Genomic DNA, 15,407 nt, shown 5'->3' with positions numbered 1-15,407 from the left:
GGAATCACCGGAGGTGGTGCTGCGGGGATGCGAGCAGCGCCCGCACGACGGACGTCAGCGCGCCGTTGAACGACGCGTCGACCTTGGTGCTCGCGGTGACACCGGCGATGCCGAGGATCGCCGCCCGCTCCTTGGCGCTGAGCTTCTGGTGCACCAGCCGCTTGGCCAGCGCGTCGACGTAGGCGCCGGCGGTGTCCGGCGGTGTCGCGCCGGCGAAGCGCTCCGGCTTCAGGTACGAGAACATCCGGCGGTTGCCGTTGACGATGTCGTGCGCCTCGTTCCAGCCGTTGATCATCGTGCCGGCCGAGGTCCAGGCGACGAAGACGTCGGGATAGCCGTTGGGCGTCGCCTGGCCCGTCGGGAACTGTCCGAGCTCGTCCATCTTGTTGCGGATCTGCCGCAGCCCGTCCGCGAACGGGGTGCGGTTGCTGTTGCCCTGCTGGAAGCCGGGACTGGGCACGGGCGAGACACCTAGCGTGCGGTACGTGGCGACCAGGTACTCCATCGGCCGGCGCACCTTCTGGCCGACCGCGGCCCAGAACTCCGACGAGCTGAACATGGTCATCAGCACGGGCTTGATCGCGCCGCTGTGTGCCAGGTAGGTCTTGGCCAGCCGGTCGACCAGCGACTTCGGCGGAGCGTCGGAGACGAACCGGGTGGCCAGGTTCATGGCGACGTAGCGCGCCGTCGAAGGGTGGAGGCTGAGGAAGCGGAAGTACTGGTCGCTGGCCGCCTCGCCGCCCTCCGCGGTGGAGTTCGGGTGACTGAAGCCCATGATCTTGACCGGCCCGACGTGGTGCCGCTCGGGCTGGTAGACGTACTGGTCGTCGCGGACGCCGCGGCCGGTCTGCAGAAGCGCGGCCTGCTTGACGTCCTTCTCCGTGTAGCCGCCGTCGACGCCGACCGAGTAGAGCTCCAGGTTCTCCCGGGCCAGGTTCTCGTTGACGTTGTCCTTCGAGGACTGGTTCTGGTTGAGGTAGATCAGCAGCGCCGGGTGGCGGTTGGCCGCGACCAGCATGTCCGAGTAGTTGCCGAGCGCGTGCTTGCGGATCACGTCCCGGTCGAAGCTCGACCGCACCATGTCGGAACCGTCGAAGAACGGCCCGACGTGGAGGAAGTCGTTCCAGAAGTCGACCATGACCTCGAAGAGCTGCCGCTCCGAGAAGATCATCCGACCGACCGCGGCGTCGACGACCTCCTGGTCGGCCTGGGTGCCCTTCTGGTTGAGCGCCTCGCGGTCGGCCCGCAGCTGCGGGATCGACATGGTCAACGTGCGCAGCTCCGCGAGCTTGAGCTCGCCCGGGGTCGGCGCGATCTTCTCAGGTGCGAGCTGGGCGCGGAGCCAGGCGTCGATGCCGAGCCGCCGGATGTCGCTGAGCACCTTGGGCGTCGGCCCGAACGTGGCCCGGCTGGCCAGGTGCCGGATCGGGTCCTTGGCCAGGACCGTCTTGACGGTCACCTTCGTGTTGGCCGCGGCCTCGCTCGGCGACGAGTACGCGCGCCCGGTGGCCGGTGCGTTCCTGCGGAGCTCGTTGCCGGCCCGCGAGCCCATGTAGGACTCGTTCTGCTCGGTGTAGGTGCGCACCTGGCTCGGCTGCTGCTGGGCCGGCGAGTTCGAGATCGCGTTGTTGAGCTGCTCGGCCGTGGTGTCCACCCCGCCGTCGCCGAGCAGCTTGTCGATCAGGTCCCGGCCCTGCGAGGTGAAGCTCAGCGCGGCGCCGCCGCCGGCCACCGCGAGCGCGCCGCCGAGGGCCAGCAGCGCACGCCGCCGCCCCTTGTCGGGGCCGGCGTCGTCCTCGTCCTCGTCGTAGATCTCCGGCAGCCCGGCGACCGAGTCGATGTCGACACCGCCGTCCGGCCCCACCCAGCGCGGCCCTCGCTGCTGCGTCGTCGCGGGCCGCGACCGGTACCTGTCGGTCGTGGGGTGCGGCCGGCTGTCCCAACGGCCGTCGTCGCCCGGCCAGTCGGGCGGCGTGTTCCGGTTGGCCATGTGCGGTTCCCGCTTCTCGCGAGTGCGCCGCGGTCGTCCACGGCGCGATGGGGTGTCGAAGGGTCGTCACGGAAGCTAAGCCACCCGGATGGCCTGCTCAAGGGCTGTTTCGCGACCCACGAACCGGCGACTTAAGGCGCTTGGGAGCGCGTCCGGCGCCGTGGTCAGCGCAACACGCTGCTTCGATGTCTGCCGGCGTCACCCACCGTGCCCGGCCGCACAACATGCCTGGCAGTGGGCCTAATCAATCGGCACAGGAAAACTTAAGGACCGGCTAAGCCCGACCAATGCCCGTCGGCAAGCAACTGTCCGGTGTCGATCCCCGACTCCCAGATGGTGGACATCACCTTGACGCCGCCGTCGCTCCCAACCCACTCTTCCTATCAATCAAGTAGGAAAACAATGGATTGGATGGGCGATGAGACGTCTCCCCTTGCGCAGGCTCGGCAACCTGGCCACCGTCGCGATCGTGGCCGCCGCGACGCTCGGGGCCGCCGCCGCGTGCGGTGGCGACGACGAGAGCGGCGGCGGTGAGGCCGGCAAGCCGGTGACGCTGCGGCTCGGCTACTTCCCCAACATCACCCACGCGCCGGCGATCGTCGGCGTGGAGAAGGGCATCTTCGCCGAGAAGCTCGGCAGCAACGTGACGCTGGAGCCCAAGACCTTCAACGCCGGCCCCGAGGCGATCGAGGCCGTCTTCTCCGGCGCGCTCGACGCCACGTACATCGGCCCGAACCCGACCGTCAACGCGCACTCGAAGTCGAAGGGCGAGGCGGTCCGGGTGGTCTCCGGTGCCGCGTCCGGCGGCGTCGCGCTGGTGGTCAAGCCCGAGATCACCTCGGTCGAGGGCCTGCGCGGCAAGAAGATCGCGACGCCGCAGCTCGGCAACACGCAGGACGTGGCGATCCGCTACTGGCTCAAGGAGAAGGGCCTCACGACGACCAAGGAGGGCGGGGGCGACGTCAGCATCGTCCCGCAGGCCAACTCCCAGACGATCGAGACGTTCCGCAGCGGCGCGATCGACGGCGCCTGGGTGCCGGAGCCGTTCGTCTCGCAGCTCGTCAACGCCGGCGGCAAGGTGCTGGTCGACGAGCGCGACCTGTGGCCGGACGGCAAGTTCGTGATCACGAACCTGATCGTCAGCACCAAGTTCCTCAAGGCCCACCCCGACGTGGTGCAGAGCCTGGTCAACGGCCAGGTGGCCGCCAACGACCTCGTCAACGAGCAGCCCGACCAGGCGCAGCAGGCGATCTCCGACCACATCGGCAAGATCACCGGCAAGCCGCTGGACCTCAAGCTGATCAAGCAGGCCTGGCCGACGCTCCAGTTCCTCGACGACCCGATCGCGTCGTCGCTCAAGACCGGCCTCGACCACGCGGTGGCCGTGGGTCTCACGCAGCCGGTCGACCTGAACGGGCTGTACGACCTGAGCTACCTCAACAAGGCGCTCAAGGAGCAGGGCGAGACCGAGGTCCCGCTCCCGTGAGCACGACGACCACCACCCCGGGGAGCGCGACCGCCGCGGTCGCGCTCTCCGGCGTGACCAAGGTGTACGGACGGGGCGCGGACGCGGTCGTCGCCCTCGACCGGGTCTCGCTCGACGTGGCACCCGGCGAGTTCGTCTGTCTCGTCGGGGCCTCCGGCTGCGGCAAGAGCACGCTGCTCAACCTGGTCGCCGGGCTCGACACCGTCAGCGGCGGCGGGATCCACGTCGGCGACGACGCGCGGCCCGGCCTGATGTTCCAGGAGCCGGCGCTGTTCCCGTGGCTGACGGTCGGCGCCAACGTCGAGGTGCCGCTCAAGCTGCGCGGCCTGCCCGCGGCCGATCGCAAGCGCCGGGTTGCCGAGCTGCTCGACACCGTGCACCTGGGCGACTTCGCCCGGCGCCGGCCGCACGAGCTCTCGGGTGGCATGCGGCAGCGGGTGGCGCTGGCCCGCACGCTCGCGCTGGACACCCCGGTGCTGCTGATGGACGAGCCGTTCGGCGCGCTCGACGCGATGACCCGCGACAGCCTGCACGACGAGCTCGAGCGGCTGTGGACCGGGCGCAACGCCGCCGGCACGCCGTTGACCGTGCTGTTCGTGACGCACAACGTGCGCGAGGCGGCCCGGCTCGCCGACCGCATCGTCCTGCTCTCCAGCCGGCCCGGCCGGGTCATCTACGAGACCTGGGTCGACGTGACCCGCCCGCGCCGGATCGACTCCCCCGAGGTGGCCGCGGTGGCCGCCGACGTCACCGACCGACTCCGCGCGGAGGTGGGACGCCATGGCCACTGACGTGGTATCTGATCACGAGACCCTGTCGGGCCTCGACGCGCTCGAGATCGCCAGCCAGCAGAAGGTTCCCGGCCGGGCGTACCGGCTCTGGGCGGCGACCTGGCCCAAGCTGACCGCGTTGGCGCTGGCCCTGGCCGTCTGGCAGGTCGTGGTCTGGACCGGTTGGAAGCCCGAGTACGCCCTGCCCGGCCCGGTCACCGTCGGGAAGGACCTGGGTGCGTACGCGACCAGCGGCGCCCTGTGGGACGGCCTGCTCATCACGGCACAGCGCGCGGCCATCGGCTTCGGCGCCGCGGTCGCGGTCGGGCTGCTGCTCGGCCTCGCGGTCGCCCGGGTCAAGGTGCTGCGGGCCGCGCTCGGCTCGATGATCACCGCCCTGCAGACGATGCCGTCGATCGCGTGGTTCCCGCTGGCCATCCTGCTCTTCCAGCTCAGCGAGCAGGCGATCTTCTTCGTCGTGGTGCTCGGCGCCGCGCCGTCGATCGCCAACGGGGTGATCCACGGTGTGGACTACGTGCCGCCGCTGCTGTTGCGCGCCGGCCGCAACCTCGGTGCGCGGGGGCTCAACCTCTACCGCTACGTCATCGCGCCGGCCGCGCTGCCGGCCATCGTGGCCGGGCTCAAGCAGGGCTGGGCGTTCGCCTGGCGCAGCCTGATGGCCGGCGAGCTGCTCGTGGTCATCGCCAAGTCGACCTCGATCGGCGTGCAGCTCACGTACGCGCGCGAGCTGTCCGACGCCCCTCGGGTGATCAGCGTGATGATCGTGATCCTCGTGCTCGGTCTCGCCGTCGACCTGCTGTTCACCAAGGCCGACCGGGCGATCCGCCGCCGGTGGGGTCTGCTGGACCGGAGCTGAGCCGGGATGCAGGTCTCGGCACGCACCGACTACGCGCTGCGCGCGATGCTCGCGGTGGCGGACGCACCCGGCCGGGTCACGGCGGCGGCGTTGGCCCGGTCGCAGCAGATGCCGCCGGCGTTCCTCCAGGGGATCCTCGGTGACCTGCGCCGGGCCGGGCTCTTGCACGGCCAGCGCGGCGGCGAGGGCGGGTACACGCTGACCCGTCCCGCCGCCGAGATCACCGTCGGCGACGTGGTGCGCGCGGTGAACGGCGCGCTGACCACCGTGCGCGGCCTGCCGACCGAGAGCGCGGCCTATCCCCCGGCCGCGGCCGGGCTGCGCGAGGTCTGGCTGGCCGTGCACGAGCGGATCGCGGACATCGTCGACCGGACCACGCTGGCCGACCTGCTCAGGCCGCCACCGTCACGGAGGCCAGCCGGGGCAGCAGGAACTCACCCACGGCCGCAGCATCGCTCGTCGACGAGCGCGGTGCCGGCGCCCTCGCGGACCAGGCCGACGCCGGCCCACAGGTTCGGCGCTGGGCACGCATGACCGGAATCCTGTCGGCTAAGTAGCGATTTGGTAAATCCCCGACCGCCTTGTGGACGCCGGACGCCGCTGACAGCGTCTGGTCCTTCAGGAGGTTGTGGATGACGTTCGAGGAGTACGTCGGCACGCGCGGTCCCGCGCTCGTGCGGCTGGCCCGGCTGCTGACTGGCGACCGCGACCGGGCCGACGACCTGGTGCAGGAGGTGCTGGGCCAGGCGTTCGCGCGGTGGCGGTCGATCAGCCGGATGGAGCGGCCCGAGGTCTACCTGCGGCGCATGCTGGTCAACGCGAACGCCTCGTGGTGGCGCCGGAGCGCCAACCACGAGCGGCCGACTCCGCACGAGGCGATCGTCGACGCCCTCGACCTGCACGGGCCGGCGCACGACGCCGGCACCGCGCTCGCCGAATGGGACGCGCTGTGGCGGCTGCTGCTCGACCTGCCCCGGCAGCAGCGCGCGGTCCTCGCGCTGCGCTACTACGAGGACCTCGACGACGCGACCATCGCGTCGATCCTGGGCTGCTCGGCGTCGACCGTGCGGACCCATGCCCTGCGGGCGACGCAGACCCTCCGCCACGCGCTGCAGAACACGGCGACGGAATGAGAGGCGAGCCGATGCCGGACCTGGACGAGCTCATCCGAACCACCCTCGACCGGCACGCGGCCGGCGAGGTCGACCGCGACCGGCTGATCGCGCAGGCCGTGGGGCGGGGGCGGGCATATCGGCGCCGGCGCCGGGCCAGGCTGTGGGGCGCGGCGGCGGTCACGCTGGTGGTCGCGGTCGGCGGCACGGTCGCGCTCGGCACCACGCCCCGGGACGGCGGCGGGCAGTCCGGCGCGGTCGCGCTGCCGACCGCGAGCGTGCCGGGCGCCGCCGCCGATCCGACCGCGGTCGGCACGGACCCCCGGTTGGTCCACTTCGGCGCGCCCGCGATCGAGGCCGCCGCCCGGTTCCACACCTGGACCAGCACCGAGGGCTACGAGCAGCTGGAGGCCGAGGTCGACGACGGTCTCGTCATCGTCACCCTCGGGCCCGGGCGGGCCGCGGTCGAGGGTGCGGACCGCCGGATCGACAGCGGCGCTGTCCTGGGGTCCGAGCCGGTGCCCGGGCTGTGGCTACGCGTCGAGGGCTCCGACGCCGGCCGCGCGGCGCGGGCCGCGGCCGCCGTCGACCTGCACCACGCGCAGCGGCTCATCCTGCCGTTCCAGCTCGGGAGCCGGCCGGCCGGCAGCAGGCCGGTGACGGCCTACGTGGGCTTCGTAGACGGCCGCTACGCCCAAGGCGGCGTCATCCTGCGGGGCGTCGACGACGCCCGGATGGAGGTGCAGGCGCAATATTCGCGGGGCCGCACCGACCGCGACGGCAACCACACGGTCGGCGGGCGACCCGCGTTCCTCTACCCCGGGCAGGACGAGGTGGCCCTGCGCGGGGTGCCGCACCTGGAGGTCAGCGTGCGGATCGGGAAGGCGTACGCGGGCTACGCCGTCCCCGACGCCGACGCGGTGCTCGCCGACCTCACGGTGACCGGCCAGGTGGAGCGCATCGCGACCTGGCCGACAAGCATCACACGGTGAAGTCGGCGAACAGCAACGCGGCCAGGGCGAGGGCCAGGCCGATGTTGACGACCGTCGCGCTGGCGAACACCGCGATCGGCCGCCAACCCGCCTCGCGCAGCGCGGTCAACCGGAACTCCAGGCCGATGCTGACGAACGCCAGGATCAGAAACCAGGTGCGGAAGTTGGTCGCGACGGCCTGCGCCGCGCTGTTGTCGGCGGCGCTGACCGTGTTGGCGAACCAGGTGCCGATCACCGACGCGGCCACGAAGCCGAGCACGAACTTCGGGAACCGCCGCCAGAGCTCACCCGCGCCGGGCCGCGCGGAGTCGGCCGTGCGCTCGACCTTGAAGGCGAACCAGGCGGTCAGCGCGACGGCCACGATGCCGATCAGCGCGTTCTGGGTGACCTTCACGATCGTCGCGATCTTCAGCGCGTCCTCACCGGCCAGCGTGCCGGCGGCGGTGACGGCCGCGGTGGTGTCGATGTTGCCGCCGATCCAGGCGCCGGCCACCGCGTCGGAGAGCCCGAACACGCCCGCCAGCCAGGGCAACAGGAAGATCGACGGGAGCGCGAACAGGATGACCAGGCTGGCCGCGTACGCCAGTTGCTCACGCTTGGCCCGCACGGCGCCCGCAGCGGCGATCGCCGCGCTGACACCGCAGATCGAGACCGCCGAGGCGAGCAGCGCGCGGAGCTTGTCGTCGAGGCCGAGCTTGCCGCCGAGCCACCAGGTGAACAGGAAGACACCGGAGATCAGCAGCAGCGCCTGGACGATCGCGGGGCCGGCCGCCGTGACCAGCAGCGACAGGTTGATGGAGACGCCGAGCAGGACCAGGCCGGTCTTGATGAAGAACTCGGTGCGGAAGGCCGGCGCGAGCCGGTCGCGGACTCCGGTCGCGGTCAGCACGGCGTTGCCGGCCAGGCCGACGACGATCGCGTAGACCGGGTACTCGACCGACTTCGCGACCCGGTTGAGGCTGGTGTCGGCGAGCCAGCCGGGCACGTTCTTGTCGAGGTATCTCGTCAGCCAGGCAAGGGCGAGCACCAGCACGACACCGGCACCCACCCACGCCCAGTCGACCTTGCGCTCGGCCTGCTCGGCCGGGACCAGGGCCTCGGTCTCGTTGACCGTGGTCATTGCAGGATTCCCTGGCTGATCGCACCGGTCAGGATCAGGACCAGCAGCACCAGCCCGACCACGGTGGCCGCCCAGTCCTCACTGATCCGCGTGGGTCCACTCATCGCATCTCTCCTTCTTATCCTATCGGATTGATAGGTTAACTAGGATCGATGCCCCTGGGCAATCCTCAGATTCCGCGATGCGACGGCGTACGCCTGGGCGCGGATCTCGGGGATCGCCGTGGTCTCCCACCAGCGGCCGCGGCGCAGGCTGCCGAGGACGTGCAGGCGCTCGGTCGGTCGGCCGTCGCGGCCGACCGGGCGGCCAGTGTCGTCCACGTCGATGCCCAGCGCCAGCGGGTCCGCCCGGGCCAGGCCGTCGGCGACCAGCGAGCGCACCAGCGGGATGCCCGCCGGGTGGCCGGGGCCGGTGCAGTTGACCACCGCGTCGAAGGTTCGCGTGCCCGAGCCCGCCAGGGTCACCTCGAAGCCCCGCGGGGCGGTGCGGATCGTCGTCACCCTCGTCGCGATCACGTCCAGGGCGCCGGCCGCGCGGGCACCCGCGACCGCGGCCGCCACCTCCGGCGCGCAGCGGTGCCGATGCACCTCCCAGTACCGCGCCAGGTGGCGCAGGAACCGCTGCTGCTCGTCGAGGCTCAACCCGGACCAGACCCGGTCGACCCGCGGGCGCAACGCGTCCACACTGGCCCGCCAGTCGGGGCTGCCGCGCAGCACCCGCAGAAGCTCGCGCAACCCGGTCGCGTCGACGCCGGAGCCCGTGGGCGCGGCCGGCAGGTCGGCGTGCGCCTGGGGCAGCAGCCCGTGCCGGGAGACGGCGACGATCCGGCCCCGGTGACCTCGGGCCAGCAGGGTGAGCACCGCGTCGACGGCGGTCAGCCCCGTGCCCAGCAGCAGCACCCGGTCGGTGGGGGTGACGGCGTCCAGCGCGCCCGGCGACCAGGGCACCGCGACGTAGCCGGGCGCCCGGCGCACCGCGACCGACGCTCCCGCCGGGAAGACCGGCGGCGGCGGACCGACCGCCACGACGACGTCGGACGCCACACGGGTCGTGCCGTCGCTGAGGTCGACCGCCCAGCCGTCCGCGGCGGCCCGGATCCGCAGAGCGCGACGCGCGACGTGCGGCACCGCGCCGAGCCGGTCCGCGAGATACCGGCCGTAGACCTCTCGCGGCAGGAACGCGTCCGGGCGACATCGGGCCCACGCGGCGAAGTCGCCCGGGTCGTCCGGATCGACCGACATCGTCCCGGCCCGTGAGTTGAGCAGATGCTTAGGTTCGCGGGTGGCATACGCTGAGCCCGGTCCCAGTTCGGGAGCCGGTTCGACGACGGTCACCGCGCGTCCACTGTGTCGGGTGATGGCCAGCGCGGCCAGTGCCCCGGCGGGGCCACCACCGATGATCAGGGTATCCATGCGCCATCGCCGCCCCTCAAATCCTATAGGTATTGTAGGTTAACGTCGGAACCAGGCAAAGGAGTCCCGCGATGCCGTTGTGGAAGCCCGACCCGACCTTCTACCCCTCCCCCCGACAGGCGGTGTCCGCCCCGGCCGAGAAGCTGGCCTACGTCGCCGCGTTCGACCGCTCGGCCGAGCAGCCCGACGCGATCGCGGTGCTCGACGTCGACGAGACCTCCGACAGCTACGGCCGCGTGGTCGGCTGGACCGACCTCCCCCACCGCGGCGACGAGCTGCACCACTTCGGCTGGAACGCGTGCAGCAGCGCGCTCTGCCCGTCGTCGCCGCACCCGCACGTCGAGCGCCGCTACCTGATCGTGCCGGGGCTGCGGTCGTCGCGGATCTACGTGCTGGACACCAGGGACAACCCGACGGCCCCGACGATCGTGCGCACCATCGAGCCCGCGGAGCTGGCCAAGGCGGGCTATTCCCGGCCGCACACCGTGCACTGCGGTCCCGAGGGGATCTACGTCTCCAACCTGGGCGGTGCGGACGGGGCCGACGGGCCGGGCGGCATCGCGCTGCTCGACCACGACTCGTTCGACGTGCTCGGCGCCTGGGAGATCGACCGCGGCCCGCAGTACTTCGGCTACGACTTCTGGTGGCACCTGACCCGCGACGTGGTGGTCACCAGCGAGTGGGGCACGCCCTCGATGATCGAGGACGGCCTGGTCGGCGAGCTGCTGCTGGGCCGGAAGTACGGCCACTCGATCCACTTCTTCGACCTGCGCAAGCGCCGCCACCTGCAGACGCTGGATCTGGGCGACCAGCACCAGATGGCGCTGGAACTGCGGCCCGCGCACGACCCCACGAAGGAATACGGCTTCGTCGGCGTGGTCGTCAGCGTCGAGGACCTGTCGGCCTCGGTCTGGCTCTGGCACCGCGACGAGTCCGGGGAGTTCGCCGTCCGCAAGGTGATCGAGATTCCCGCGGAGCCGGCCGACGCGGCCGACCTGCCGCCGATCCTGGCGCCGTTCGGGGCCGTGCCGCCGCTGGTCACCGACATCGACCTGTCGGTCGACGACCGCTACCTCTACGTGTCCGCGTGGGGCATCGGCAAGCTCCTGCAGTACGACGTGTCCGACCCGTTCGCACCCCGGCTGACCGGCGAGGTGCGGCTCGGCGGCATCGTCACGCGGGCCGCCCACCCGGCCGCGCCGGACCTCGCGCTGGCCGGCGGCCCGCAGATGGTCGAGGTGTCCCGCGACGGGCGCCGGGTCTACGTGACCAACTCGCTCTACGGCGCCTGGGACGACCAGTTCTATCCGGACGGTGTCGGCGCCTGGGCGGCCCGGCTCGACGTCGACCTCGACAACGGCGGCCTCTCCCCCGATCCGCGCTTCTTCCCGCACGGCGACGAGTTCCGCGGCCGCCGAGTTCACCAGACAAGACTGCAGGGCGGCGACGCCTCCTCGGACTCATACTGCTTTCCGTGAGTTGGCTGGAGATCCTGACCCTCGCCGGGCTCGGCGCGTTCCACGGCCTCAACCCCGGCATGGGTTGGCTCTTCGCCGTCGCCATCGGCCTGCAGGAACGGTCGGCCCTGGCGGTGCTCCGGTCGCTGGTGCCGATCGCGGCCGGGCACGCGCTGTCGGTGTTCGCCGTGGCCGGGCTGGTCGAGGGTCTGCGGTCGGTGCTGGCGACCCGGGTGGTCGCCATCGCCGGCGGCCTCGTCATGGTCGGCTTCGGGCTGTGGCGCGCGCTGTCCCGCCGCCACTTCACCTGGGCCGGCATGCGGCTCACACCGTGGCAGCTCACCGGCTGGTCGTTCCTGATGTCGTCGGTGCACGGCGCCGGGCTGATGCTGGTCCCGGTGCTCGTGGCCAACCCGCCGCCCGGCGTGCACCAGGACCACGCCCTGCACGCGCCGTCGGACCCGAGCGCCCTGCTGTGGCAGGGCCTCGCGGCGACCACCGTCCACACCGTCGCGATGGTGACCGTGGCCGGGGTGATCGGCCTGCTGGTCTACCGGGTGCTCGGGCTCGAGGTGCTGCGCAAGGCGTGGGTCAACCTGGACCTGGTGTGGGCGGTCGCCCTCATCGGCTCAGGAGCGGCGGCCGTCGCGCTCACCCTTTGAGCGAGCCCGTGCGCCTGGTCGTCGGATCGGTGGCGACGCAGGTGACCCCGCGGTCGCCGGCCGTCCACGAGAGCTCGGTCGGGTGCAGGTAGAACAGCTCGACCTTGTCGTCGGCGACCGACGACGGCGCGTAGCTCTCGAACCGGTCGAGGCACTCCTGCCGAGCGCGCAGACCCAGCGACTCGTCACCCGGATACGGTCCGGCCGGCAGCTCGACGATCGCGAAGACCTCGCCCTCGTGCGGTTGCTCGCACGGCAGCACCGGCAGCGCGGCGACGTCGTCGCTCTCGCGCAGCCCGTCGACGCAGTGGCCCACCGCCAGCTTGCCCGCCGAGACCTCGCCGCCGGACGAGGACGCGCCGGCACCGGCGAGCGCGACCGCGGCGCCGACCACCGCCGCCACGACGATGACCACCGCGAACAGCACGCCGAACACGAGCAGGCCGCGCGCCGGCGCTTTCGTGGGTGCCTCTGCCGACATCACGCGCGGGAAACTAGCACCGTGAGCGGGCCGCGGGCGAACCTTGTGACACGATCGCGGCCATGTTGCGCAGCGTCCACGACCGCGCCGAGCTTGCCGCGTTGCTCCGCAAGGACCCTGCTCTGCACGCGTACCAGCTCGGCGATCTCGACGACTTCTTCTGGCCGTTCACGACCTGGTACGCGCACGGCGAGACGGTGGCCCTGATCTACCACGGCCAGCCGACTCCGACGCTGCTCGCGTTCGGCCCGGACGATCCACTGCGCGACCTGCTCAGCCGGCTCGTGCCGCTGTTGCCGCGCAGGGTCTACGCGCACCTCTCCCCCGGCGCCGGCACCGCACTGGCACCGGCGTACACCCGGACGCACGACGGCGGCCCCCACCACAAGATGGCGCTGCGCGGCGCACCCGAAGGTCCCGCGGAGGGAGAGCCGCTCGGGCCCGCCGACCTGGACGAGCTCGAGGAGCTCTACGCGGACGCGTACCCGGGCAACTGGTTCGACAGCCGCATGCTGGAGACCGGCCAGTACGTCGGCCTCCGTCGCGCGGGAAGGCTCGTCGCGGTGGCCGGCGTGCACGTCTGGTCGCCCGTCTACCGGGTCAGCGCGATCGGCAACGTCACCACGGACCCGGCCCATCGCGGCCAGGGGCTCGCCCAGCGGGTCACCGCCGCGCTCTGCCACCTGCTGCGCGAGACCACGGACGTGGTCACCCTCAACGTCCATGCCGACAACGCACCCGCCGTCGCGGCGTACCGCCGGATCGGTTTCCAGATCATCGGCGGGTACGAGGAGGCCACCTACGTTTCGGCCGGAGCCGAAGGGTCCCGCACATAGCGTGACGGCGTGAGAATCGCTGCCGCCGTCGCCACCACCGTCCTCCTCTGGGCCTCCGCGTTCGTCGCCATCCGGCACCTCGGCGCCGACGTGCGCCCCGGCGCGCTCGCCCTCGGCCGCCTGCTGGTCGCCGCGGTCGTGCTCGGCGCCCTCGTCGCGGTCCGCCGGCCGCGCTGGCCGGACCGCGCCGCCTGGCCGCGCCTCGTACTGTGCGGCGTCGCCTGGCTCGGCGTCTACAACGTGGCCCTGAACGCCGCGGAGCGCCGGGTCGACGCCGGCACCGCCGCGATGGTGGTGAACCTGGGACCGGTGCTGATCGCCGTCCTGGCCGGGCTGTTCCTCGGCGAGGGCTTCCCGCGCACCTTGTTGCTCGGCCTGGGCACGGCGTTCGCCGGCACAGTCCTGATCGGCGTCGCGGCCGCCGGCGACGCGCGCGCCGACCCGTGGGGCGTCGTGCTCTGCCTGGTCGCCGCCGTCGGCTACGCGGTCGGGGTGGTCGCGCAGAAGCCGCTGCTGGCCGGCTCCGACCCGCTCGCCGTCACGTTCCTGGCCACCGTCGTCGGAGCCGCCGCCTGCCTGCCGTTCGCCGGCCAGCTCGTCGCCGACGCCACCGAGCCGGCGACTGTCGGCTGGCTCGTCTACCTCGGCGCCGGGCCGACCGCGCTCGCGTTCACCACCTGGGCGTACGCGCTGGCCCACACCGGCGCCGGCAAGCTCGGTGCCACCACGTACCTCGTACCCCCGCTGGTGGTGATCCTGGCCTGGGCCCTGCTGGGCGAGGTGCCGGCGGCGCTCGCGCTCGGCGGCGGGCTGCTCTGCCTGGCCGGTGTCGCCGCGACCCGGGCTAAAAGCTTGACCCTCACGCGACGGCAGGGTGTTTCGTGGGAGGTCGAAAGGGGGTGAGCCCGGATGGGTTACCCGGTGAGCCGGGTCGCGGCGTTGGCCGGTGTCACGGTGCGCACGCTGCACCACTACGACGACATCGGGCTGCTGGTGCCCGGCGAGCGGACCTCGGCCGGCTACCGCGTCTACACCGACGCCGACCTGGAGCGGCTGCAGCAGATCCGGTTCTACCGCGAGCTGGGCTTCGGCCTCGACGAGATCGCGGTGCTGCTGGACACGGCCGACCCGCGGGAGCACTTCCGCCGCCAGCACCGGCTGCTGCTGGAGCGGATCAAGAAACTGACGGAGATGGCTACCGCCATCGAGTTCGCGATGGAGGCACAGAAGGTGGGTGTGAACCTGACCCCGGAGGAGCGCTTCGAGGTGTTCGGCGACTTCGAGCCCGAGCGTTACGCCGACGAGGCCGAGGAACGGTGGGGTGGCACGGAAGCGTACGCGCAGTCGCAGCGGCGGACCAGCCGCTACGGCAAGGACGACTGGCTGCGGTTCCGCACCGAGAGCGAGGACTGGGGCCGCCGGTTCGCCGCGGTGATGGACAGCGGGCAGCCGGCCGAGAGCCAGGCGGCGATGGACCTTGCCGAGGAGCACCGGCAGCAGATCAGCCAATGGTTCTACGAGTGCACGTATGAGATCCACACCGGCCTGGCCGACATGTACGTCGGGGATCCCCGGTTCACGGCGTACTTCGAGAAGCTCAAGCCGGGAATGGCACGGTTCCTCAACGAGGCGATCCACGCCAACGCGGTGGCAAGGTCATAACCTTGGCCACATGAGTGGTCGCGCGGTCGAAGCGCTCGAAAACGCCGGAGTGGCGCACCGGGTCGTCAACCACGGCCCGGTGCGCAGCCTCGCCGAGGCCGCCGCGGCCCGCGGCGTGGAGATCCCGGACGTGGTGAAGACGATCGTGGTCCGGCGGGGCGAGGGTGACTACCTGTTCGTCCTCGTGCCCGGCGACCGGGTGATCTCCTGGCCCAAGCTGCGCACGCTGCTCGGGGTCAGTCGACTGTCGATGCCCGACGCCGCGACCGCGTTCGACGCCACCGGCTACGAGCGCGGCACCATCACCCCGTTCGGATCGCTGGTGCCGTGGCCGGTGGTCGCCGACGAGCGGATGGCCGGGCGGGAGATCACGCTCGGAGCCGGCGAGCACGGCGTCGCGGTGGCCGTCGACGCCGACACGGCCGTGCGCGCGCTCGGCGCGACGGTCGCCGATGTCTCGGATCCGGAGTAAACCGGCCGATAACCCACCGTTTCCGGCAAGTTCCGGCGGAAGCGATACGGTCGGAAGAGGCGTCCGTCCCACATCGGC

The 15,407-nt window shown here is 72.0% G+C and carries 16 protein-coding genes; 12 read left to right on the top strand and 4 right to left on the bottom strand.

Going from position 1 to position 15,407, the window contains the following annotated elements:
* Positions 1 to 4 precede the first annotated feature (4 nt).
* A complete protein-coding gene (locus AB0J88_RS31010; RefSeq protein ID WP_364348049.1) occupies positions 5 to 1,990 on the bottom strand; it encodes a DUF1800 domain-containing protein in 1,986 nt (661 codons plus the stop codon).
* Positions 1,991 to 2,408: 418 nt separating this feature from the next.
* Between AB0J88_RS31010 and AB0J88_RS31005 the strand changes: the two genes are divergently transcribed.
* The 6 genes from AB0J88_RS31005 to AB0J88_RS30980 all read left to right on the top strand — a co-directional run bounded on the left by AB0J88_RS31005 (position 2,409) and on the right by AB0J88_RS30980 (position 7,227).
* Positions 2,409 to 3,476, top strand: coding sequence for an ABC transporter substrate-binding protein (locus AB0J88_RS31005; protein WP_364348046.1), 1,068 nt, complete (start codon positions 2,409 to 2,411; stop codon positions 3,474 to 3,476).
* Complete coding sequence (locus tag AB0J88_RS31000) at positions 3,473 to 4,267, top strand: ABC transporter ATP-binding protein (RefSeq protein WP_364348043.1); 795 nt, start codon at positions 3,473 to 3,475, stop codon at positions 4,265 to 4,267. Before AB0J88_RS31005 ends, AB0J88_RS31000 begins: the two co-directional genes overlap by 4 nt.
* A complete protein-coding gene (locus AB0J88_RS30995) occupies positions 4,257 to 5,123 on the top strand; it encodes an ABC transporter permease (protein WP_364348040.1) in 867 nt (288 codons plus the stop codon). The genes AB0J88_RS31000 and AB0J88_RS30995 overlap by 11 nt, the downstream gene beginning before the upstream one ends.
* Positions 5,124 to 5,129: 6 nt before the next feature.
* Positions 5,130 to 5,657, top strand: coding sequence for an Rrf2 family transcriptional regulator (locus tag AB0J88_RS30990; protein WP_364348037.1), 528 nt, complete (start codon positions 5,130 to 5,132; stop codon positions 5,655 to 5,657).
* A 98-nt stretch (positions 5,658 to 5,755) separates the two neighbouring features.
* Complete coding sequence (locus AB0J88_RS30985; protein ID WP_364348034.1) at positions 5,756 to 6,256, top strand: SigE family RNA polymerase sigma factor; 501 nt, start codon at positions 5,756 to 5,758, stop codon at positions 6,254 to 6,256.
* An 11-nt stretch (positions 6,257 to 6,267) separates the two neighbouring features.
* Positions 6,268 to 7,227 (top strand): hypothetical protein, encoded by a 960-nt coding sequence (locus AB0J88_RS30980; protein WP_364348031.1) that lies wholly within the window; start codon positions 6,268 to 6,270, stop codon positions 7,225 to 7,227.
* On the opposite strand, the gene AB0J88_RS30975 is transcribed toward AB0J88_RS30980, so the two are convergent.
* Both AB0J88_RS30975 and AB0J88_RS30970 read right to left on the bottom strand, forming a co-directional pair.
* Positions 7,217 to 8,347, bottom strand: a complete 1,131-nt coding sequence (locus AB0J88_RS30975) for a putative sulfate exporter family transporter (protein WP_364348028.1) — start codon at positions 8,345 to 8,347, stop codon at positions 7,217 to 7,219. The genes AB0J88_RS30980 and AB0J88_RS30975 overlap by 11 nt on opposite strands.
* A gap of 143 nt (positions 8,348 to 8,490) precedes the next feature.
* Positions 8,491 to 9,759, bottom strand: a complete 1,269-nt coding sequence (locus tag AB0J88_RS30970; protein WP_364348025.1) for an FAD/NAD(P)-binding protein — start codon at positions 9,757 to 9,759, stop codon at positions 8,491 to 8,493.
* Between the two features lie 71 nt (positions 9,760 to 9,830).
* Here AB0J88_RS30970 and AB0J88_RS30965 point away from each other — a divergent pair, with 71 nt between their 5' ends.
* A complete protein-coding gene (locus tag AB0J88_RS30965) occupies positions 9,831 to 11,237 on the top strand; it encodes a selenium-binding protein SBP56-related protein (RefSeq protein ID WP_364348022.1) in 1,407 nt (468 codons plus the stop codon).
* Positions 11,234 to 11,878 (top strand): hypothetical protein, encoded by a 645-nt coding sequence (locus AB0J88_RS30960; RefSeq protein WP_364348019.1) that lies wholly within the window; start codon positions 11,234 to 11,236, stop codon positions 11,876 to 11,878. Before AB0J88_RS30965 ends, AB0J88_RS30960 begins: the two co-directional genes overlap by 4 nt.
* Here AB0J88_RS30960 and AB0J88_RS30955 read toward each other — a convergent pair.
* On the bottom strand, positions 11,868 to 12,359 hold the full coding sequence (locus tag AB0J88_RS30955; RefSeq protein ID WP_364349337.1) for a septum formation family protein: 492 nt from the start codon (positions 12,357 to 12,359) through the stop codon (positions 11,868 to 11,870). The genes AB0J88_RS30960 and AB0J88_RS30955 overlap by 11 nt on opposite strands.
* Positions 12,360 to 12,421: 62 nt before the next feature.
* Here AB0J88_RS30955 and AB0J88_RS30950 point away from each other — a divergent pair, with 62 nt between their 5' ends.
* Genes AB0J88_RS30950 through AB0J88_RS30935 form a run of 4 tightly spaced genes read left to right on the top strand, consistent with a single transcriptional unit; the run spans position 12,422 to position 15,329 of the window.
* Positions 12,422 to 13,195 carry a GNAT family N-acetyltransferase gene (locus AB0J88_RS30950; protein WP_364348017.1) on the top strand — a complete coding sequence of 258 codons (774 nt, stop codon included), beginning with the start codon at positions 12,422 to 12,424 and terminating at the stop codon, positions 13,193 to 13,195.
* A 9-nt stretch (positions 13,196 to 13,204) separates the two neighbouring features.
* Complete coding sequence (locus AB0J88_RS30945) at positions 13,205 to 14,098, top strand: DMT family transporter (RefSeq protein ID WP_364348014.1); 894 nt, start codon at positions 13,205 to 13,207, stop codon at positions 14,096 to 14,098.
* A gap of 6 nt (positions 14,099 to 14,104) precedes the next feature.
* Positions 14,105 to 14,857 carry a MerR family transcriptional regulator gene (locus tag AB0J88_RS30940; protein ID WP_364348011.1) on the top strand — a complete coding sequence of 251 codons (753 nt, stop codon included), beginning with the start codon at positions 14,105 to 14,107 and terminating at the stop codon, positions 14,855 to 14,857.
* Between the two features lie 10 nt (positions 14,858 to 14,867).
* The gene (locus tag AB0J88_RS30935; RefSeq protein ID WP_089255646.1) at positions 14,868 to 15,329 is read left to right on the top strand and encodes a YbaK/EbsC family protein; all 462 of its coding nucleotides are present in this window, start codon (positions 14,868 to 14,870) and stop codon (positions 15,327 to 15,329) included.
* Positions 15,330 to 15,407 lie beyond the last annotated feature (78 nt).

It is taken from the genome of Asanoa sp. NPDC049475, from assembly GCF_040676915.1.
Classification (GTDB): domain Bacteria; phylum Actinomycetota; class Actinomycetes; order Mycobacteriales; family Micromonosporaceae; genus Asanoa.
This window is presented reverse-complemented; position numbering and strand designations above follow the sequence as displayed.